The following is a 19,553-nucleotide window of genomic DNA, read 5'->3' as shown; positions in this document are numbered from 1 at the left end:
CAACGGCCACGACGCATGCCGATCTGCTCAGTCCTTAGGGCGATTCGCCCACCTGGTTTTGTACGTGGGAGCTGACACCACTTGTCGCTCAGAGCGGGGAACGCCCGGTCCTCCCGGAGGGCAGTGTTGCTGAGTTCTGGGCAACACCCGGGGCCTTGCGGTGGGAGCCTGGGGGTGCTCTGCGGGATGAGGGTGCGATGGCGCCACCGAAGTCCAAGGTCGATCTGTACGCGGCGATCCGCCGTGATGCCCGGGCGGGGGAGTACGCCCGCACGACGCAACGGAGCCAGTCTTGATCTCCTGACCATGCGCATCCGGCACTCTTCGCGGTCTCAGGTGCCGCAGTCGTGCACGAAGAGATAAGTTTCAGGTTGGAACTGAAACGAAAAATGATAGGCTGCCGCTGAAGCAGCCGCGACGAGATGCAAGCCACGAAGGAGGGAACCTGCTGATGACTTCCACGCTGAGTCGAGCGCTGGTCAACTACCCCAACAGGTTCGACCCCGCAGCGGTCGGTGAACTGCCTGAGCGATTGCAGTCCACCGTCAAGCGGCGAAACAACGTGCTGGGCCCTGGTTACGCGCTGAACTACCGGGAGCCGGTCGAGTTCGCCTCCGGCCGAGGCGCTCACCTGTTCGACCAGGATGGCAACGACTACCTTGACGCCTACAACAATGTGCCGTGCGTCGGTCACGCACACCCGCACGTCGTCGAGGCCGTGTCCCGCCAGATGGCGGCGGTCAACACCAACACGCGCTATGTGCAGGAATCACTCGTCGACTACGCCGAGCGCCTTCTCGCGACCATGCCCGAAGCGCTCTCGAAGGTCAGCTTCGCGTGCAGCGGGTCGGAGGCGAACGACCTGGCCATGCGCGTGGCTCGCTTCCACACGGGCGGCGAAGGAATCATAGTGACTCGCTGGGCTTACCACGGCCTCACTCGCGAGGTTGCGAGCTTCTCGCCGACGCTCGGCGCGGGCTCACCACTCGGGCCGAATGTGCGGCTCATCGATGCTCCTGATCCGCGACTCGTCCCGCCGGGTTCATCGCTTCCCGACTACATGCGAAGCCAGGTGCGCGGCGCGATCAACGACCTCGAGCGCCACGGCTACAGGCTTGCGGCGCTGATCACCGACTGCGCGCACTCCAGCGACGGCCTCTTCACCGATCCCGTCGGTTACCTGCGTGACATGGTCGAGGAGGTACACGCCGCGGGCGGCGTGTACGTCGCCGACGAGGTCCAGTCGGGATTCGCCCGGCTCGGAGAGTCGATGTGGGGGTTCAGCCGCCATGGGGTGCTTCCGGACATCGTCACGATGGGCAAGCCCATGGGCAACGGCATGCCGATGTCCGGCGTGGTGTTCAGGCCCGAGGTGTGCGACGAGTTCGGACAGAATGTCCGTTACTTCAACACCTTTGCGGGCAGTTCGATCGCGGTTGCCGCCGGTGCCGCGGTTCTGGACGTCTTCGAAGCGGAGAACGTGCAGCAGCGAGTTCTCGACAACGGCAGGGCGCTCAAAGCCGGCCTTGAGGAGATCACTCGCGAGTCTCCTCACGTCGCGGAGGTCCGCGGCAGTGGTCTGTACGTGGGCGTCGAACTCGTGAAGGACCGGGAGTCGCTGGAGCCCGATCGTGTCCGCGCCGACCACGTCATCAACGACATGCGCGAGCGTCGAATCCTCATCAGCGGCACCGGGGAAGCAGTCAACGTGCTCAAGATCCGACCGCCGCTGGCCTTCGACTCGGCCGACGTGACGCGATTCCTCGAGACCTTCGCGGAGATCGCCGAGATGCGCCTGTAGCAGGCCGAAAGCCGAAGGGACCCAACGGTGAACACCTCGCCCCCCGCACGTATCGCCCAGCAGTTGTTCCAGGAGAGCGGCCTGGCATCGTCCCACGAGCCCATCGAGACGAACGTGGTGGACGCCCTCCTCGCCCGGCACTACCAGCTGAGCGGACATCTCGAGCGGCTGGCAACCGAGAAGGACGACACGTTCCGGCTGCGGACCGGCACGGCCGACCATCTCGTCAAGGTTTCCCCGCCCGACGAGGCAGTGGCTGTCGTAGCTCTGCAAACGGCTGTGATGCGCCACCTCGAAACCGAAGCTCCTCATCTCCCCGTCCAGCGGGTCAAGGAGACCACCGAAGGCAGCGACAACGTACCGATCGAGACGAACGACGGCGGGGTTCGAGTCCTGCGCGTCTTCGACTTCGTCGAAGGTGCCGTCCTGGCGCGGACCAACCCCGATCCCCACCAGCTTGCCCAGGCCGGGCAGATGCTCGGGCGAGTGGATCTGGCTCTGCGGTCATTCAGGCATCCAGCGGACGAGCGGCGCCTTGTGTGGGATCTTCGACACTTCGACCAGCTGCGGGAGCTCATCGAGTACACGCCCAGCGCCGCGCACCGTCGGCTGGCACAAGAAGTGTTCCGCCTGTTCCACGAGGCCATTGTTCCGAGGCTGGGTGATCTCGAGACCCAAGTGATCCATGGTGACTACAGCCCCTACAACGTCCTGGTGGATCCGCGGACAGACAGCTTCGTCACAGGGGTAATCGACTTCGGCGACAGCATGCGCAGTGCTTTGATCTTCGATCCTGCTGTGTCTCTCGCGAACCTTCTCGGCCGGACGCCGTGGGATCCCTGGCGTGAGGCATGCAGCTTCGTCGCGGGATACGAGCGGGCCCGGCCGATCAAGGACACCGAACTCCCGCTCCTGCCTGTTGCCGCGCTGGCACGCCTGACACTTCGCGCGCTGGTCACCCATTGGCGCGCGGAACGAGTGCCGGAGCGTCGCGACTACCTGCTCGAGCACGCCAAGGACGACTGGGCCAACGTGGAGCGGGCCATGGCCGTCGCCATGGAGGAGGTCGTGGCCCGCTTGCTGAGCATCCGCCATGACACGTCTTGAGCGGCGCCACTGAGGCGACACTCGCCGGCGTCCGACACGGCAGACCTGGCCGATCGCCAAGTTCAACAGAAGCGCAGGCGGGCCAAGGATCAGCATCTTCACCGACGCCCACGGGTAGTTCGGCAAGTCCGGCAGAGACCACTGGTTCGCGCTGCGTATGGTCTCGCTAAGGTCATGAGGTGAGCAGCATCAACCCCACACCGCGCGACTACAACAAGGCAAGTGTCCTTGACGTGGTTCTCTCCCATGCGCCGTTGACCCGGAACAAGCTCATCGAGCTCACGGGGTTGAGCAAGGCGACGGTGTCGCGGGCCGTCGAGGAACTGCGCTCTGACGGGTTCGTCGTGGACGGGGGAGTCGACGCCGTCGTCGGGCGTGGCCGTCCGTCGACGTACCTCGATGTGCCCGAGACAGCCGGACATGTCGTGGGGGTCGGCTTCGGCGCCGTGACCACCGGCGTGCTGGTGACCGACCTACGCGGCCGTGAGATCGGACACGTGATCGTCCCGACGGTCGAGCACCACGACGTCCCCGCTGCCGGCCGGTGGCTGGTCGACCTGATCGCGCAGACCAGCGCCTCCGCACGAGGGCCACTGCGCCAGGTCCTCGCGGCACTGCCCGCCCATGTCCGCGACGGCGCCGAGGTCTTTCGGCCTGCCGATCCGATGAAAGTCTTCTCCGGCAGAGACCTCCACCGAACCGTCGAAAAGCTCGTCGGTGCTCCAGTGTCCTTCGACAGTGACGCGAACGCGTCCTTGCTCCAGGTGCTCACGGACGACGCGAGCATCCATGACGCTGCCCTGTTCAGCGTCAGCAGCACCCTGAATTTCGCCACCTGCAGGGACCAGGAACTGGCTCGGGGACGTACTCCTGCATTCGGCGACATCGGTTCCCTCTCCTCCGGCATCGACGACCGCACCCTCAACGAGCTGCTGAGCACCGCAGGGCTTGTGAAGCTCGCTCGCGAACACGGACTGGACCTCGAACGCGTCGAGGACCTGTGGCTGGCACCTCAGGACCATCGAGCCCGTGCCGAGATACTCAAGGCGTTCACGACGGCGGTCACCACCGCCGTGAGCATCGTCGCCGTGACACTCGATCCCGAGTCCGTCTACTTCGTCGGCCGGTTGCACCCCTTGGTGGACGAGGTACTCCCCGAGGTACGCAAGCGACTCGCACAGAACTTGCCGGCCGCCCCTCGGATCACGACCGTCTCCCAGATTCTGGGACTCTCGGTAGCACGCGGCGCGGTGCACGCGTGCCTGGCCATGACCCACAACCGCCTACGGGACGCGCTGCTCAAGGCACGCAGTCAGGGACCACGGCAGGAGCAAACCGCGCCGGCATTCTGATCCGGACTGCGAGCATGAGGAACGTGAGCGCCGTCGCGACAAGTGGAACAGGCCCCTCATCACCTACGGAATCCAAGCCCAGCACCTCCTTCTGACCCCCGGCTTCGTCCTCCCCGTGGAACACACAGGCCGCGCACGCCCGGGACCTGCGCACGTTCTTCGACTTCCTGTGGTTCGCCCGCGAACAGTGCGAGGAGGTGCACGCCCGCTGCACGCCCGAGGACAAGGCCGACCTCGTACGGCGGCTGCGGGAGGAGGGCCGCCGGGTCGCGGTCGTCGGTGACGGCGTCAACGACGCGGCGGCGCTCGCCGACGCCGACCTCGGCATCGCCATGGGCAGCGGCACGGACGCGGCGATCGGGCCGCCGACGTGACGCTCGTGCGCGGCGACATCGAGGTACTCGGCGACGCGGTCCGCCTCGCCCGGCGCACCCTGGGCACGATCCGCGCCGACCTCGTGTGGGTCTTCGGCTACAACGCCGTCACCGTGCCGCTCGCCATGGTGGGCCTGCTCAACTGGCTATTCAAGTAGCAACCTGGATGTCGTCCCATGGGTGGCAGGTTCACTGGGGCAGTGTCAGATGTGTGCCGCGCACCGTGGCCTGCCTGCCCCGTCGACGTGTACAGGTTGCACTGAATTCGGTCGCTGCGCTGCACCCTGTGCACACGTCATGAGCTGCGAAAACACCGCAAAGGCGTTTGGGATTCGGGGCTGCTGCGTTTTGGGGCGTCGCACACCACCAGGCCTGACCTGCAGCGACGGAATTTCCCACACATCCCACGAAGGCGGGGGCTTGTGGAAAACCTTGTTGAAAATCCAGCCTGCGGATCTTCGACAAGGAGCACAAGCCCGCTGGTCAGACATGGTGCGATGCCCTCCGCGATACCACCTGAGCGGACAACGTGACGTATCAACGACCGACCAGGGACAGCGTAGCGGATGCGTGCCGGCGAGGGTCCTCTGTATAGGGGCAGGAGAGCGGCACGGCGAGCTGGAGTGGCTCTGACCTGGCGTTTCTGTGGCTTGCGGCGAATGATTGGTGGACGTTGAGGGCGCGGGGACCGGGGGCGGTCACGTTCACGGGGTGTCGGTGCGGCGGCGGAGGACCGGGCGCAGGACCTCGATGACGCCGGGGTCGTCCACCGTGGAGGGGATGGGTTCGTCGTGGCCGTCGGCGATGCCGCGCATCGTCTTGCGCAGGATCTTGCCCGAGCGGGTCTTGGGCAGGGCGGCGACGACCGTGACGTCCTTGAGGGAGGCGACGGCGCCGATGCGTTCGCGTACGAGCCGGACGAGTTCGGCCTCGACCTCGCTCGGGTCGCGGGCGGTGCCGGCCTTGAGGACGACGAAGCCGCGGGGGATCTGCCCCTTGAGTTCGTCGGCGACGCCGATGACGGCGCATTCGGCGACGTCGGGATGGGCGGCCAGGGCCTCTTCCATGCTGCCGGTGGACAGCCGGTGTCCGGCGACGTTGATGACGTCGTCGGTGCGGCCCATGACGAAGACGTAGCCGTCGTCGTCGATGTGGCCGCTGTCGCCGGTGAGGTAGTAGCCGGCGTAGGCGGAGAGGTAGGAGGCGACGTAGCGGTCGTCGTCGTTCCAGAGGGTGGGGAGTGCGCCGGGCGGCAGGGGGAGCCTCACGACGATCGCACCGTCGACGCCCGCGGGCGCCGGCTCGCCCGAGGGGTCGAGGACGCGGACGTCCCAGCCCGGCAGCGGGCGGGTGGGGGAGCCGGGCTTGAGGGGAGCGGCCTCGATGCCGACCGGGTTGGCGACGATGGGCCAGCCGGTCTCGGTCTGCCACCAGTGGTCGATCACCGGGACGCCCAGCAGGGCGCTCGCCCAGTGGTACGTCTCGGGGTCGAGGCGCTCGCCGGCGAGGAAGAGGTAGCGCAGGTGGGAGAGGTCGTAGCCGGCGGTGAGTGCTCCCTTCGGGTCCTCCTTGCGGATGGCCCGGAAGGCGGTGGGCGCCGTGAACATGGTCTTGGCCCGGTACTCGGCGGCAACCCGCCAGAACTGGCCCGCGTCCGGGGTGCCCACCGGCTTGCCCTCGTACAGGACTGTCGTCGCGCCGGCCAGCAGAGGTGCGTAGACGATGTACGAGTGCCCGACGACCCAGCCGACGTCGGAGCCGGTGAACATCGTCTCGCCCGGGCCCACGTCGTACACGGCGCCCATCGACCAGTGCAGGGCGACCGCGTAGCCGCCGCAGTCACGCACGACTCCCTTGGGTTTTCCGGTCGTTCCGGACGTGTAGAGGATGTAGAGGGGGTCGGTGGCGGCGACGGGGACGCAGTCGGCCGGCGGTGCGGCGGCGACCAGGTCGGCCCAGTCGAGATCGTCGGGCCCCAACTCGGCCTGCTCCTGCGGGCGTTGCAGGATCACGCTCTTCTCCGGCTTGTGGACCGCGAGTTCGATGGCCCGGTCGAGCAGGGGCTTGTACGCGATGACACGCTTGCCCTCGATGCCGCAGGAGGCGGAGACGACCACCTTGGGGGCCGCGTCGTCGATGCGGAGGGCGAGCTCGTGCGGGGCGAACCCGCCGAAGACGACCGAGTGGACCGCGCCGATCCGTGCGCAGGCCAGCATCGCGATGGCCGCCTCCGGGACCATCGGCATGTAGATGACCACACGGTCGCCGTGCCCCACGCCGAGCTGTACGAGTGCTCCGGCGAAGGCCGCCACCTCGTCCCTCAACTGCGCGTAGGTGTAGGTCCGTTGGGTGTTGGTCACGGGCGAGTCGTAGACGAGCGCGGGCTGTTCGCCGCGGCCGGCTTCGACGTGCCGGTCGAGCGCGTTGAAACAGACGTTGAGCCGCCCGTCGGGAAACCAGCGGTAGAACGGTGCGCCCGAGGAGTCCAGCGCGCGTTGCGGAGCGACATCCCAGTCGATGCCCTCGGCCGCCTTCAGCCAGAAGCTCTCCGGGTCCTCGGTACTGGCGCGGAAGACATCCTCGTACGTTCCCATCGCGCACTCCTTTTGTGGCATCGAGAGGGGCGGGCATGTTGCGGCGTGCGGAACCGTGTCGGACACAAGTACCGTATGCCGACCCGGCATGGTCGAGCAGGATGCCGGAGGCTCGCGGAGGCGCTCCGAGCCCTGTGTCAGGATCTTGAGGTGCCCACCCCTCAAGCCCACGGCAACGTGATGGCCACGACAGCCAGGTCCGCGCGGATGGAGAAATGACGACCGATGACTGATACCGCTGCGGTCGAGATTCTCGCCGACGTCCACCGGGGCGTCGGCCGCATCCTTTTGAACCGGCCCAAGGCGCTCAATGCCCTGACGACAGGCATGGTCGCCGCCATCGACCGCGTGCTCGCCGGGTGGGAGGACACACCGCTGTCCGCTGTGGTGCTCGCCAGTACCAGCACGAAGGCGTTCTGTGCCGGTGGAGACATCCGTACGATCCGCGAGCACAGCCTCGCCGGGGATGCCGAGGCCAGTGAGCGGTTCTTCGCCTCCGAATACCGGCTCAACGCCCGGATCGCCGAATATCCCGTCCCGGTCGTGTCGCTCATCGACGGCCTGTGCATGGGCGGCGGTCTCGGGCTGTCCGTCCACGGCAGCTTCCGTGTCGTCACCGAGGGCGCGGTGCTGGCGATGCCCGAGACCGGGATCGGGTTCTTCCCGGACGTCGGGGCCAGCTACTTTCTGCCGAGGCTGCCCGGCGCGATCGGCATGTACCTGGGACTGACCGGGCACCGGCTCGACGCGGCCGACGCCCTGTATACGGGGCTGGCCACGCACTTCGTTCCCAGGGACGGGCTCGAGGGGGTCGGGGATGCCCTGGCCGACAACCCCGGCGACCCGGTGGATGTGGTCCTGAACCGCCTCGCCGGCCGTTCCCCGGTGGCGGGCAGCGGGCTGGCGGAGGTACGCGGGGACGTGGACTGGGCGTTCGGCGCGCCGAGCCTCGGCGAGATCGAGAAACGCCTGCGCCACCTCGACACCCCCTGGGCGGCAGACGCGCTGGCCACCTTGGAGTCCGCCTCGCCGCAGAGCCTGGAGATCACTCATGCCCTGCTGGCCCGGGGCAGGCAGCGTACGTTGCGCGAGTGCCTCGGCGCCGAACTCGCCCTCACACGCACGACCATCCGCACGCCGGACTTCCTGGAGGGCGTGCGCGCGGCCCTGGTCGACAAGGACCGCACTCCCAACTGGCAACGTGCGTCGCTCGGCGGACGGACGTCGTCGTCCTGAGCATGTCCGTCGTGAGCGTCGAGAGCTGCGAGCTGTCGGTGCGTCTCGCCCGACCCGGGCGTGCCGGACGGAGGGTCCGTGGCCGGCACGGTCTCAGTCGTTGTCGGGCACCATCGAGACCACGACCTTGCCGGCCTTGGTGCGGCCCTGCTCGACGTGCGCCATCGCCTCGAGCGTCCGGTCGAACGGGAAGGTGCGGTCGATGACCGGGCGGAGCTTCCCGCTGTCGTAGAGGGCGCCGAGTTTGCGCAGCTGGGAGCCGTTGGCCTGCATGAAGAGGAACTGGTAGCGCACGCCCAGCGCCTTGGCCTGCTTACGGACCTTGCGGCTGAGCACGTTCATGACCAGGCCCAGGAACGAGGGGGCGCCGAGCTGCTTGGCGAAGCCGGCGTCCGGCGGGCCGACGACACTGATGGCCAGGCCGCCGGGCTTCAGCACGGTCAGTGACTTCTCGAGGTTCGCTCCGCCCAGGGCGTCCAGCACCAGGTCGTAGCCGGACAGTACCTTCGAGAAGTCTTCCTTGGTGTAGTCGACGACGACGTCGGCGCCGAGGCTCCTGACCAACTTCTCGGTGTCGGTGTCCGTGGTCGTCGCCACCGTGGCGCCGAGGTGCTTGGCGAGCTGGATGACCGTCGAGCCGAGGCCACCGGCACCGGCGTGGATGAGCACCTTCTGCCCCGGCTTCACCTGGGCACGGTCGACGAGAACCTGCCAGGCGGCCAGGGCCACCAGCGGTACCGCGGCTGCCTCTTGGAGGGTGAGTGAGGCCGGCTTGGGCGCGACGTCGTCCATGTCGATCGCGATGAACTCCGCGAAGCCTCCTACCCGCAGGTCGCGCGGACGGGCGTAGACCTCGTCGCCGACGTTGAGGCCGTGTACGGCGGAGCCGACCCGCGTGACGACGCCGGCCACGTCGTGGCCGAGCACGAACGGAAGCTTGTACTTCAGGATCTGCTTGAACTCTCCGTTGCGGACCAACTTGTCCAGCGGGTTGATACTCGCGGCGCTCACTCTGACCAGGACATCGCGGTCTCCGACGGTGGGCTCGGGTACCTCCGCGGCGTGTACGCCGTCCTTGCCGTACTTCTCGACGACGAATGCCTTCATGTCGGCCGCCTTTCTGCGTGGGTGTTCGGGGGGTCGATGTGATTCTTCGCGCAGGTCCCCCTGCGCGCCCGTTTCTCGCATGCGGCCGGGTTGATGTGCTGGTCATGACGCTACCGGCTGAGTATAGAAAAGTAAACTCAGGCGGGGTCGGGGTCGCCCCCGTGGGTGCGAGGACCGAAGCTCTTCGGAACGCCGGCGTGGACCTTGACTCGGCCGGGACATGTCAACTGTTCGATCGCCCGGACCCTTGAGGTCGTGGGTGAGAAGTGGACGATCCTGATCCTGCGCGAGGTTCCGCAAGATCGGCTACGGGAGGCAGGTCCTTGCCGACGTATGGAGGCCGACCCCTTGACGGGCCCAACAACCGCTTGAGTACGTGGTGTTGGGCCGCAGTCGCATAGCCCGTGTTCAGGATTCCGGGTCAGGCCGGTGTGGTGCGGTCAGGGCTTTGTGGGTCGACTCCAGGATCTTCTCCGACAGTTCTGTGCCCGCCGTGGCCCGGGCGAGCAGGATCGCGCCGACCAGGGTGGCCACCATGGGAAGGCCGTCTTCGGCGTCGGTGGACATCCACGCGGCGAATTCCTCGACCCCGGCTGCGTACGTTTCGCACACCTCCCCGGTTGTGGACTCGCGCGCCATGTCCCCTGCGAATCCCGCGGTGGGGCAACCGGTGCCGGGCTGGTCACGATGCTCGGCCGACAGGTAGAAGTCGACGAGGGCGCCGCGCGCGGTGTCGTGATCGCCGTGGGCCGTGTCGAACGAAGCCAGGAGCAGGTCGAGGTCCCCGAAAGCGGCTTGAGCCGCCTCGGCCACCAGGGCCTCCTTGGAGGGGAACTGCTTGTAGAAGCCGCCCGTGGTCAGCCCGATGGACTTCATCAGATCGGCGACGCTGATGCCGTTCACGCCGCGCTCCCGGAAGAGCTGGGAGGCCGCGGCGACCGCCCGCCTGCGGTTCTCGAGCGCTTGTGCTTGCGAAACGCGACTCATCGGTCACCTGCCCATGTTAGATAGTGAATCGCATCTATCGTATGCGAAGTGCCGGGCGGCGGGCCGCGGCGCCCTCTTTCCGTACGCGCCCCCTTTCCGTACGGCCCCTTCTCGCTGTCGCAAGGCGAGGAGCTCGTGGACCCGCAATCCGAACTGGAAGCGACTTCCGGGCGCGCGATGCATCCGTTCCGGAGTGCGGTTGCGAGTCCGAACCTGATCGGCCGCCGACCCTGTAGCCCCGCGGGTGCGTCGAGCAGCCTCCGGCCGCGGGCGGTGACCGACGGCGTCGTGGGGTCGTTGACCGGATCATTTTAGATAGCTATCGTAATCTAAAGCGAGGCCGACGCTTCGGCCTCCTACTCATTCGCCGGACCAGAAACGAGATCCATCCCATGACCACGCAGAACAAGACCGCCGTCGTCACCGGCGCGTCCGCCGGCCTGGGTGCCGCCTACGCACAGCGGCTTGCCGACCGGGGCTACGACCTGATCCTGGTGGCCCGGAACACCGCGCGGCTGGAGGCGCTGGCGTCGGACATCCGCAGCCGCACGGGCCGCGCAGTGGACGTCGTCACCGCCGACCTCACCGATGCGGCGCAGATCTCCGTGGTCGAGGAGCGTCTACGGACCGACGAGAGCATCGCGGTGCTGATCAACAACGCCGGCGGGTCGCTGTTCACCCCGCTGACGACCTCCGACGCGGCGGCCTCCGAGGCGCTGATCAACCTCAACGTGACCTCGCTGACCAGGCTGACCACCGCGGTCCTGCCGGGCCTGACAGCCCGCGGGCACGGCACCGTGGTGAACGTCTCCTCCGCCCTGGCTCTCAACATCCTGCCCGTCAGCGCCGTCTACAGCGGCACCAAGAGCTACGTACTGACGTTCACCCAGGCCCTGCAGCAGGAACTCGCCGAGAGCCCCGTCACGGTGCAGGCCGTACTGCCGGGCGCTGTCCGCACGGAGTTCTGGGACGGCTCCGGCCTCGACCTCGCGGCGTTCCCCGACGAGTGGATCATGAGCGCGGACGACGCCGTCGACGCGGCGCTCGCCGGACTCGACGCCGGGGAGCCCGTCACCATCCCGTCACTGCCGGAGATCAGCGACTGGGAGTCGTTCGAGAAGGCACGTCAGACGCTCGTCCCGAACCTGTCGCAGCGGGTCCCGGCCGATCGCTACCGCGGCTGACCGCCGCTCCCACTCCGGTGCCGGAGTCCCTTTGTGACAACGGCACGACCGCTGCTGCACACGACCGATGCGTCCTCCGGCGCGGGGGAAGATCGACGCACTCGGCGTCCTCCCTGTACAAACAGCCGGGGCCCGGCACCGCCTGCATCGGCGGCGGTCATGTGCGCGGCTGCAAGCCCGTCCGCACCGTCGACCGCCCCTCCACGCAGCCTGCCTTCCACGCTGGAAGGCCACCGGGCTCATCCCGGCCGGTCACCGCCTACGCGCTACCAACGGGGCAGGCAGCCCGCCACCCCGCAGCTCTCTCACACCCTTATTCGAGGAAACATCCATGTTGAACGCCCTGTGGAACCCGATCGTCGCCGGGGAGATCTCCCTGCCGCACCGGCTTGCGATGGCCCCCATGACGCGGGACCGGTCCACCCCGGAAGGCATACCCACCGAGCTGAACGCCGAGTACTACGCCCAGCGCGCCTCGCACGCCCTCATCATCACCGAGGGCACCCAGCCCAACGCCGATGGCCAGGGCTACCTCCTCACCCCCGGCATCCACTCCGAGGAGCACATCGCCGGCTGGCGCAAGGTCACCGACGCCGTGCACGGCGTCGACGGACGCATCGTCATCCAGCTCATGCACGTCGGACGGATGTCCCACCCCGACAACACCCCCCACCACCGGCAGCCGGTCGCCCCCTCCCCGGTCCAGCCGGCGGGCACCATGTTCACCCCGTCCGGCCCTCAGGAGATGCCGGTACCGCGCGAGTTGTCCACCGAGGAGGTCGCCGCGACGGTCGAGGACTTCCGGCGCGCCGCAGCGGCCGCCGTCGCGGCCGGCGCCGACGGCGTGGAGATCCACGGCGCCAACGGCTACCTGGTGCACCAGTTCCTCGCCGGCAACACCAACCAGCGCACCGACCGCTACGGCGGCTCCATCGACAACCGCATCCGCTTCGCGGTGGAGGTCGCCACCGCGGTGGCGGACGAGATCGGCGCCGGCCGCACCGGCTTCCGGATCTCTCCCGGCAACCCGTTCAACGACATCGAGGAGAGCGACACCCACGAGCTGCACCCGGCACTCGTGCGCGCCCTCGCCCCGCTCGACCTCGCCTACCTGCACATCGGCCACGGCGGCGACGACGAACTCCTGCACACCCTCCGCAAGCTGTGGCCGAACACCTTGGTTCTCAACCGGGCCGGCACCGACATCGCCACCCGCGCGAAGGACATCGAAGACGGCCTGGCCGACATCGTCACCGTCGGCGTGATGGCCCTCGCCAACCCCGATCTCGTCGAGCGCGTACGCACCGGCGCTCCGCTGAACACCCCCGACCCCGCCACCTTCTACGGCGGCGGCGAGGCTGGCTACACCGACTACCCCACCCTCACCGCCTGACGAATCCCGGCCGGGCGCCTCGCCTCCGCGAGAAGAAGCAGCCGCTGCCCGGCGCCATCGCCAGACCCTGCTCGTCCAACCCGCCTGTTCGACCCGATTCCGCTGTCCATCACCGGGGCGGAGCCGCTCCGTCCATCCACATTGGAGAAGCACATGTCTTCCTCGAACGTCGAAACCCAAGCGTCCACCGCCGACTTGCACCGGCTTGCCGATGAGTACGTCAAGCTCGTCAACCTGCGTGACCTCGACGCCCTGTTCGCCCTGTACGCGCCGGACTTCCGCAACCACGCCGCCGACGGCACCGCCACCGGCCTCGAGGAGACCCGCGCGGTGCTGGCGTCGTTCCTCGACGCGGTCCCCGACTTCGCCGCCGCGCCGGTCCGTGTCGTCGCCGAGGACGATTGGTTCGCGATCACCTTCATCCTCACCGGCACGAACACCGGGTCCTTCAACGGCACTCCCGCCACCGGCCGATCGATCAAGGTACTGGAGGTCCGCATGTTCAAGGTGGCCGACGGGAAGCTCACCGACCACTGGGGCCTCATCGACCTGGCGACGCTCTTCGCCCAGCTGCAGTCCTGAGAGGGTTACATGAGTTGATGCCTGTTTCACCCCTTCGCAAGGGACAGGCGGGCCGGCCGCGGCGTCGCCGGGCGGCTACGGCCGCGGCTGGGTGCACAAGCTCTGCTCGGTCTCGACCGCGATTCCGCGCTCGGTCAGCCGCTTGAGCTTCAGGCGGGTGTTGTTGATGTTGTTGGGCGCGATCTCCAGGTCCATCGCCTCGCATACCCGCCGCGCCCGCAGCGGCGCGTCGGCCGCGGCGAACAGCGCCATGATCTCCTGGTAGGCCGGTTGGTCCGGGAGAAGACGAAGATCTGGCCTAAGCGACCCCGGGCACGGCAGTTGCAAGATCCACGCGCCTGCCGGATCGGGACGGTGGACGGACGCCGACATGGCCTGCGGTGGCGCGCAGGTCCGCGACGCCCGCGCCCTCGTCCCGGTCCGGCAGGCGAGGGTCGGGACGGCCGACCACGACGGCGGCTTCAGCTACGCGCGCGCACCGCCGCGCGCGAACAAGCTCGCCGACTCTCGGGTCGCCGTCCGGGCCAAGGATCCGTCGCATCTGGTCGACACGACAGCGACGTCGCCGCAGCCGTCGGGGACGTACCCACCCGACGCTCCGCCCTTCAGCGCCGCGGGCGGCCGGCGCCAAGCTCGCAGTCCAGCCGGCGAGCCTCCCCGTCGACTGAGGGGCAATGACGGCGGAGCACACGGCACTCAGCTGATGTCTCACCGCTGTCTGGCCCGCGACCGCGAGGCCGATGGCTCACGACCTTCAGGACCGGAGGCGGGCGCCTGCTCCCGGCCGGGCGGTGACGTCACGGGGAGTGAGGGCGGAGTGTTCCGCGGAGCACTCGACGACGACGCGGACCGGAGCGTCGCAGTCGGTGTGGCGGACGTCCAGTACGGGGCCCTCGGGGCCGAGGGCGTACGTCTCGCCCCACTGGCTCAGTGCCATCAGGACGGGCCACAGGTCCCAGCCCTTGTGGGTCAGGCGGTATTCGTTGCGGGAGCGGCTGCCGGGCTCCTGGTAGGGGACGGTCTTGAGGATGCCGGCCGAGGTCAGCTTGCGGAGGCGGTCGCTGAGGACGGCTTCGGACAGGCCGATGTGGCGGTGGAAGTCGTCGAAGCGGCGCACCCCGTTGACGGCGTCACGCAGGATCAGCAGCGTCCATTTCTCCCCGATCACGTCGAGCGTGCGCTGGACGGGGCAGTTCTCCGTGCTCGCCTCAAGCCACTCCATCCCGCCATCGTACGGGCCTGACTTCACCGTTGACAGTCAGCTGGGCAAAGAGCTAGCTTCGCTCATAAAAGTCAGATGGGAAGGCCTTGGTCGTGGGACGAACACGTACGTATCAGTGGGAAGATCCCGCGCTCCTGGCGGAAGCCGCCGGGCGCATGGCCGGCATCGACTTCCTGCGCGAGCTGCAGGCGGGGCGGCTGCCGGGACCGCCCATCAACTACACCGTCGACTTCGCCCTGGACGAGGTGGAGCCCGGCAGGGCGGTCTTCTCGCTGACGCCGGGCGAGGAGCACTACAACCCGATCGGCAGCGTGCACGGCGGCATCTTCGCCACCCTGCTCGACTCGGCGGCGGGCTGCGCCGTCCAGTCCACCCTCCCGCAGGGCATGGCGTACACCTCGCTCGACCTGACCGTGAAGTTCCTGCGACCGATCACCGTGGACACCGGCCGGGTGCGCGCCATCGGCACGGTCGTCAGCAAGGGCCGCCAAACCGCCCTCGCCCAGGCCCAGTTGGTCGACGCGAAGGACCGCCTGCTCGCCCACGCCACCAGCAGCTGCATGCTCTTCCCGGTGCCCGCCCCTCGGGCGTGACTCCGTAGGCAGGGCCCTCGGCGTGTGGGGGCAGCCGGGACTGCAGGGAGTGCATCGATATTCCGCCAGGCGGCGGCCCGTTGCCCCTTGGTGGCTCGTCGATTTTTTGAATTACGTTCGCAATACCATAGACTGGCGAAGTCGGTGAAGGGCAACCGGCCCTTCCGGTCGGCGAAGGAGCGTGTGCTGTGGTGCGGTACGCAAAAGAGCACAAGTCGGAGACGAGGCGGCGGATCATCGAGACGGCGGGCCGCCGGCTCAAGCAGGACGGTATCGACGGCTCCGGGGTCTCGACGCTCATGAAGGACGCGGGGCTGACCAATGGGGCCTTCTACGCTCACTTCGAATCCAAAGACGACCTCGTCACCACGGCAATCGCCGACCAGTTGAAGGTGCAGGCCGAGGACGTCGTCGCGCGGGCTGCTCCTGGCCGTGCCGGACTCGAGCAGATCGTGCGTGGGTACCTGTCGCCCCAGCACCGCGAGAGCCTTGGCGACGGCTGCCCCAACGCCGCGCTGCTCGACGAGATCGGGCGCTGCACCGACACGACCAGGCAGGCGTACACCGACGGCGTGCTGGTCCTCGTCGAGGGCATTGCCGCCCGCATGGCGCCCGAGGCCCCGTCCTCCGCACGTGTGAAGGCGCTCAGCCTCCTCGGCCTGATGGCCGGGACACTGCAGCTTTCCCGCGCCTTGACCGACAGTCAACTCGCCAAAGAACTCCTCGATCAGGGGATCAGCAACGCCCTCGCCCTGCTGGACACCGGGCAGCGCGTCTGACGCACCCAACCCCAACCCCAGCCCCAGGCCGTGGCTCTCGGGGAAGCGGTCCGAAGCCGGCAGGTTCTCTCCAGCCGGTACGCAGTCGACGCCGCCGGGGATCACCTCCTGCGCCGCCAGCAGCTGCATGCTCTTTCCGTTCCCTGCGCCCTGAACCGCGACGGGCATTTCACGGCTCGCACCGGGCAGCGCTCCCAGTCGAGGTCGCGGCCGCGACCTCGGCTGACGGCCGTACCACCGCACGCACGCATCGATTCGCCCTGGCCGAACGCAGGGAGCCGCGCGTTCCGTGCGCTGCCGCGACTCTCGTGCTGCTTCTGCTGTCGATCACCCAGGGACACAAGTGGGGCTGGTCCCCAGTGAGTGCGATCGGCTGCTTCGCCGGGGTGGCCTTCGCGCTGATGGCGCTGGTCGCCTGGTTCGGCCTGCGGCACATCCAGGAGGCACAGCACCATGCCACCGAAGCGGCGGCGGACCGGGTTGCCGTGGCCGAGTCCGAGGTGCTGCCCGGGAGCAGGTAGGAGGCCCGTACGGAGCCCTGGCGCGGCGGCGTCAGAACAGGGCTTTTGCCTCTGACGCCGCCTCTGACGCCGCTGCGGACACCGTCACTGCGGACCGGACCGGACCGGACCTGGCTGGCCGATCACCGCGCACCGCCGAGGCAGGCCCGCCTTCGCGACCGGGCGGCTGCCGGCGGAATTGTGTGCGGCAGCTGTGTGCAGCGGTCGGTAACGGAGTCTCCCCGGTTCGGCGGCAGGCCTGCCCCCTCGCCACTCATGTGAGTACGGTCATAATCCCAAACCTGGTCAGGGCCTTGCCCGTGGGCTTACCTCCTGCTTATTGTCGTATGGTCGTAATCTAAAAGCCTCGACGAACGTACGGGCGCGGCGTCCTGCGAGCCCGCCGGCCCAAGAGGCCCCGCAGCTCTCTCAGTCGAAAGGGACTTCCCATGAAGTCGCTGGTCTTGCCGAAGACGACGCCGGAGGCAGCGGACGAGGTGCGGGGTGCGGAACGGACGGACACCGATATGGCCGCGGTGCGACGGAACCCGGGCGCCCCCGGCCCACTCGCCTCCTTCGCCCGGTTCGTCCTGTTCGGCGGCGGCGTCGGGGTCGCGTCCAGCACCGCTGTGGCCGGGCTCGCCGGACTGATGCCCTGGGCTGTGGCGAATGCGCTGATCACCGTTGCCTCGACTCTCCTCAGTACGGAGCTCCACGCACGCTTCACCTTCGGGGCAGGGCATGCCGGATGGCGCCAGCACTGGCAGTCCGCGGGGTCGGCCACGGCCGCCTATGTGGTGACCTCCACCGCGGTGCTCGTCCTGCACCTCGTGCAGCCGTCGGCCGGAGTGCTCTACGAGCAGGTCGTCTACCTCACCGCCGCCGGGCTCGCCGGTGTCGGGCGTTTCCTGGTGCTGCGTGTGTTCGTCTTCGCCGGCGGCCGGACCCGGACCACGGTGCGGGCCATGAGCCCGGCGCCGGCACGGGAAACGGGCGCCAAGGTGTACCCGCTCTTCCCGGTACCGGCACTGTGAGTAAACCGTCCGACAGTGTCTCCCTCGGCGTTGCCGCGGACCAGGGCGTGGACGATGCCGAACAGGCCGCCGCCGGCCAGTCCCCGCGTGATGGGACCTCAGCCGGCTGCGGGCAGAGCGTCAGGACCTCTGCGGCCGGCGCCGACCACGCGCGGCGGTGCCGGTCGTGTGGGCCTGACCAGTCCGGTGTCGTAGGCGAAGATCACGGCCTGGACGCGGTCGCGGGCGCCGATCTTGGCGAGGAAGCGGCTGACGTGGGTCTTGACGGTGGATTCGGCCAGCGACAGCCGTTCGCCGATCTCGGGGTTGCTCCAGCCGGAGGCAATGGCGGTCAGCACCTCGCGCTCGCGCTGGGTCAGGGATTCGCGTTCGCGCTGGGGCAGGAAGGCGAGCTGCCGGTTTTGGCCGGGGGCGCGGCCGGGCCGCCGGCCGGGGAAGACGTCGATGAGCTCGTGAGTCAGGCCGGGGGCGATGACCACGTCCCCGGCGGCCACGGACCGGATACCGGCGACGAGTTCGTCGGGCAGCGCGTCCTTCAGCAGAAAACCCCTGGCACCGGCGCGCAGGGCGTCGTACGCGTGCTCGTCGATGTCGAAGGTGGTCAGGACCAGGACGTGGGAGCGGCCTCCGGACTCGACGATGCGGCGGGTGGCCTCGATGCCGTCCATACCGGGCATCCGTACGTCCATGAGTACGACGTCGGGGCGCAGTTCGACTGCTTTGCGGACCGCTTCGGCGCCGTGAGCGGCCTCGCCCACCACGGTCAGATCGGGGTGCTGTTCCAGAAGCATCCGGAAGCCGAAGCGCTGCAGGGCGTGGTCGTCGACGATGAGAACGGTGGTCATGTCAAGTCTCCGTGTGAGCGGTGGTGGGGGGTGGTGGGGGACGTGGGGACGAGAAGGGCACGGACGGTCCGGTCGCCGCGGGAGTCGGGGCCCGCGGTGGCCTCTCCTTGGCGGAGGGCGGCCCGCTCGCGTATGCCGACCGGCCTCTGGTCGCCGCCGTCATGGCCGTCCACTCGTGGGGTGCACGACGGTCCGGTGTCCTCGGCGGTGACGTCTACCGCGTCGAGGGCGGGAACGACATGGCGGAGCGTGCTGATGCCTCCGGTGGCCGGGCCGACGGCGTAGCGCAGTTCCGCGAATGCGCTGATCACGTTTCCGACGCTACCGGGATTCATTCGTAGTGCATCGGGCTCCAGTCCGGTGGTGAAGCGAATCTGATGGTGGCGACGCGGAGCGTCGCGGATTCTTGTCCGGCGGAGCCGGGTGATTCTCACACGGGCCGGTTCTGCTGTTCGATGTATTGCCTGATCACGGAGAGTGGGGCGCCGCCGACGGTGCTGGCGAAGTAGGAGCCGGACCAGAGTTTGTTGGCCCGCCAGTAGTGGCGTACCAGGTCGGGGAACTCCTGGCGCAGGCGGCGGGAAGAGACTCCCTTGAGGGAGTTGACGAGCTTGGCGACGGCGACCTTGGGCGGGAAGTTCACCAGGAGGTGGACGTGGTTGTTCTCGCCGTTGAACTCCACCAGCTCGCACTCGAAGTCCGCGCACACTGACCGCATGATCTCCTCCATCCGCCTCAGGTGATCGTCCGTGAACACCTTGTGCCGGAACTTGGTCACGAAGACCAAGTGGAAATGCATCACGAAAACACAGTGCCGACCAGTTCTGATCTTCTGCATATCACCCATAACCCAAGTGTGTAGC

The 19,553-nt window shown here is 68.2% G+C and carries 19 protein-coding genes and 1 pseudogene; 12 read left to right on the top strand and 8 right to left on the bottom strand.

Annotated features, from left to right (window positions below):
* Positions 1-451: 451 nt before the first annotated feature.
* From IEZ21_RS44310 to IEZ21_RS44295, 4 genes and pseudogenes are all read left to right on the top strand, one after another.
* Complete coding sequence (locus IEZ21_RS44310; RefSeq protein WP_189327472.1) at positions 452-1,801, top strand: aspartate aminotransferase family protein; 1,350 nt, start codon at positions 452-454, stop codon at positions 1,799-1,801.
* Positions 1,802-1,915: 114 nt separating this feature from the next.
* Positions 1,916-2,908, top strand: a complete 993-nt coding sequence (locus IEZ21_RS44305) for a phosphotransferase (RefSeq protein ID WP_246568856.1) — start codon at positions 1,916-1,918, stop codon at positions 2,906-2,908.
* Positions 2,909-3,087: 179 nt separating this feature from the next.
* A complete protein-coding gene (locus tag IEZ21_RS44300) occupies positions 3,088-4,260 on the top strand; it encodes an ROK family transcriptional regulator (RefSeq protein ID WP_246568854.1) in 1,173 nt (390 codons plus the stop codon).
* A gap of 131 nt (positions 4,261-4,391) precedes the next feature.
* Positions 4,392-4,777 (top strand): annotated as a pseudogene (locus IEZ21_RS44295) (HAD-IC family P-type ATPase); the annotation flags it as partial.
* Positions 4,778-5,338: 561 nt separating this feature from the next.
* Here the strand turns inward: IEZ21_RS44295 and IEZ21_RS44290 are convergent.
* Positions 5,339-7,228, bottom strand: coding sequence for a propionyl-CoA synthetase (locus IEZ21_RS44290; RefSeq protein ID WP_189327470.1), 1,890 nt, complete (start codon positions 7,226-7,228; stop codon positions 5,339-5,341).
* A gap of 225 nt (positions 7,229-7,453) precedes the next feature.
* Here IEZ21_RS44290 and IEZ21_RS44285 point away from each other — a divergent pair, with 225 nt between their 5' ends.
* Positions 7,454-8,464, top strand: a complete 1,011-nt coding sequence (locus IEZ21_RS44285; protein ID WP_189327469.1) for an enoyl-CoA hydratase/isomerase family protein — start codon at positions 7,454-7,456, stop codon at positions 8,462-8,464.
* A gap of 93 nt (positions 8,465-8,557) precedes the next feature.
* On the opposite strand, the gene IEZ21_RS44280 is transcribed toward IEZ21_RS44285, so the two are convergent.
* Together IEZ21_RS44280 and IEZ21_RS44275 are read right to left on the bottom strand one after the other, a co-directional pair.
* Entirely contained in the window at positions 8,558-9,571 is a 1,014-nt protein-coding gene (locus IEZ21_RS44280) for an NADP-dependent oxidoreductase (protein ID WP_189327468.1), read from the bottom strand.
* Positions 9,572-9,979: 408 nt separating this feature from the next.
* Positions 9,980-10,558: a TetR/AcrR family transcriptional regulator gene (locus IEZ21_RS44275; protein WP_189327467.1), complete on the bottom strand. Its 579-nt coding sequence runs from the start codon at positions 10,556-10,558 to the stop codon at positions 9,980-9,982.
* A 392-nt stretch (positions 10,559-10,950) separates the two neighbouring features.
* Here IEZ21_RS44275 and IEZ21_RS44270 point away from each other — a divergent pair, with 392 nt between their 5' ends.
* The 3 genes from IEZ21_RS44270 to IEZ21_RS44260 all read left to right on the top strand — a co-directional run bounded on the left by IEZ21_RS44270 (position 10,951) and on the right by IEZ21_RS44260 (position 13,717).
* Positions 10,951-11,742, top strand: coding sequence for an SDR family NAD(P)-dependent oxidoreductase (locus tag IEZ21_RS44270; protein ID WP_189327466.1), 792 nt, complete (start codon positions 10,951-10,953; stop codon positions 11,740-11,742).
* A 331-nt stretch (positions 11,743-12,073) separates the two neighbouring features.
* On the top strand, positions 12,074-13,135 hold the full coding sequence (locus IEZ21_RS44265) for an alkene reductase (RefSeq protein WP_189327465.1): 1,062 nt from the start codon (positions 12,074-12,076) through the stop codon (positions 13,133-13,135).
* Positions 13,136-13,288: 153 nt separating this feature from the next.
* A complete protein-coding gene (locus IEZ21_RS44260; RefSeq protein ID WP_189327464.1) occupies positions 13,289-13,717 on the top strand; it encodes an ester cyclase in 429 nt (142 codons plus the stop codon).
* A 75-nt stretch (positions 13,718-13,792) separates the two neighbouring features.
* Here IEZ21_RS44260 and IEZ21_RS44255 read toward each other — a convergent pair whose 3' ends face one another.
* The gene (locus IEZ21_RS44255; protein ID WP_189327463.1) at positions 13,793-13,969 is read right to left on the bottom strand and encodes a hypothetical protein; all 177 of its coding nucleotides are present in this window, start codon (positions 13,967-13,969) and stop codon (positions 13,793-13,795) included.
* Between the two features lie 502 nt (positions 13,970-14,471).
* A complete protein-coding gene (locus IEZ21_RS44250) occupies positions 14,472-14,939 on the bottom strand; it encodes a winged helix-turn-helix transcriptional regulator (RefSeq protein ID WP_189327462.1) in 468 nt (155 codons plus the stop codon).
* A 92-nt stretch (positions 14,940-15,031) separates the two neighbouring features.
* Here IEZ21_RS44250 and IEZ21_RS44245 point away from each other — a divergent pair, with 92 nt between their 5' ends.
* The 4 genes from IEZ21_RS44245 to IEZ21_RS44230 all read left to right on the top strand — a co-directional run bounded on the left by IEZ21_RS44245 (position 15,032) and on the right by IEZ21_RS44230 (position 17,845).
* Positions 15,032-15,532, top strand: coding sequence for a PaaI family thioesterase (locus IEZ21_RS44245; protein WP_189327461.1), 501 nt, complete (start codon positions 15,032-15,034; stop codon positions 15,530-15,532).
* Positions 15,533-15,720: 188 nt separating this feature from the next.
* On the top strand, positions 15,721-16,311 hold the full coding sequence (locus tag IEZ21_RS44240; RefSeq protein WP_189327460.1) for a TetR/AcrR family transcriptional regulator: 591 nt from the start codon (positions 15,721-15,723) through the stop codon (positions 16,309-16,311).
* 308 nt (positions 16,312-16,619) lie between these two features.
* Positions 16,620-16,832, top strand: a complete 213-nt coding sequence (locus tag IEZ21_RS44235; protein ID WP_189327459.1) for a hypothetical protein — start codon at positions 16,620-16,622, stop codon at positions 16,830-16,832.
* 506 nt (positions 16,833-17,338) lie between these two features.
* Entirely contained in the window at positions 17,339-17,845 is a 507-nt protein-coding gene (locus tag IEZ21_RS44230; protein WP_246568862.1) for a GtrA domain-containing protein, read from the top strand.
* Positions 17,846-17,943: 98 nt separating this feature from the next.
* Here IEZ21_RS44230 and IEZ21_RS44225 read toward each other — a convergent pair whose 3' ends face one another.
* The 3 genes from IEZ21_RS44225 to tnpA all read right to left on the bottom strand — a co-directional run bounded on the left by IEZ21_RS44225 (position 17,944) and on the right by tnpA (position 19,537).
* Positions 17,944-18,690 carry a response regulator gene (locus IEZ21_RS44225; protein WP_189327458.1) on the bottom strand — a complete coding sequence of 249 codons (747 nt, stop codon included), beginning with the start codon at positions 18,688-18,690 and terminating at the stop codon, positions 17,944-17,946.
* A complete protein-coding gene (locus tag IEZ21_RS44220) occupies positions 18,687-19,001 on the bottom strand; it encodes a hypothetical protein (RefSeq protein ID WP_189327457.1) in 315 nt (104 codons plus the stop codon). Before IEZ21_RS44220 ends, IEZ21_RS44225 begins: the two co-directional genes overlap by 4 nt.
* A gap of 119 nt (positions 19,002-19,120) precedes the next feature.
* Positions 19,121-19,537 (bottom strand): IS200/IS605 family transposase, encoded by a 417-nt coding sequence (tnpA, locus tag IEZ21_RS44215; protein ID WP_189327456.1) that lies wholly within the window; start codon positions 19,535-19,537, stop codon positions 19,121-19,123.
* Between the last annotated feature and the right edge of the window lie 16 nt (positions 19,538-19,553).

It is taken from the genome of Streptomyces flaveus (genome assembly GCF_014647675.1).
GTDB classification, from domain to species: domain Bacteria; phylum Actinomycetota; class Actinomycetes; order Streptomycetales; family Streptomycetaceae; genus Streptomyces; species Streptomyces flaveus.
The sequence above is the reverse complement of the archived record's forward strand: the minus strand, read 5'-3'. Positions and strand labels throughout refer to the sequence as shown.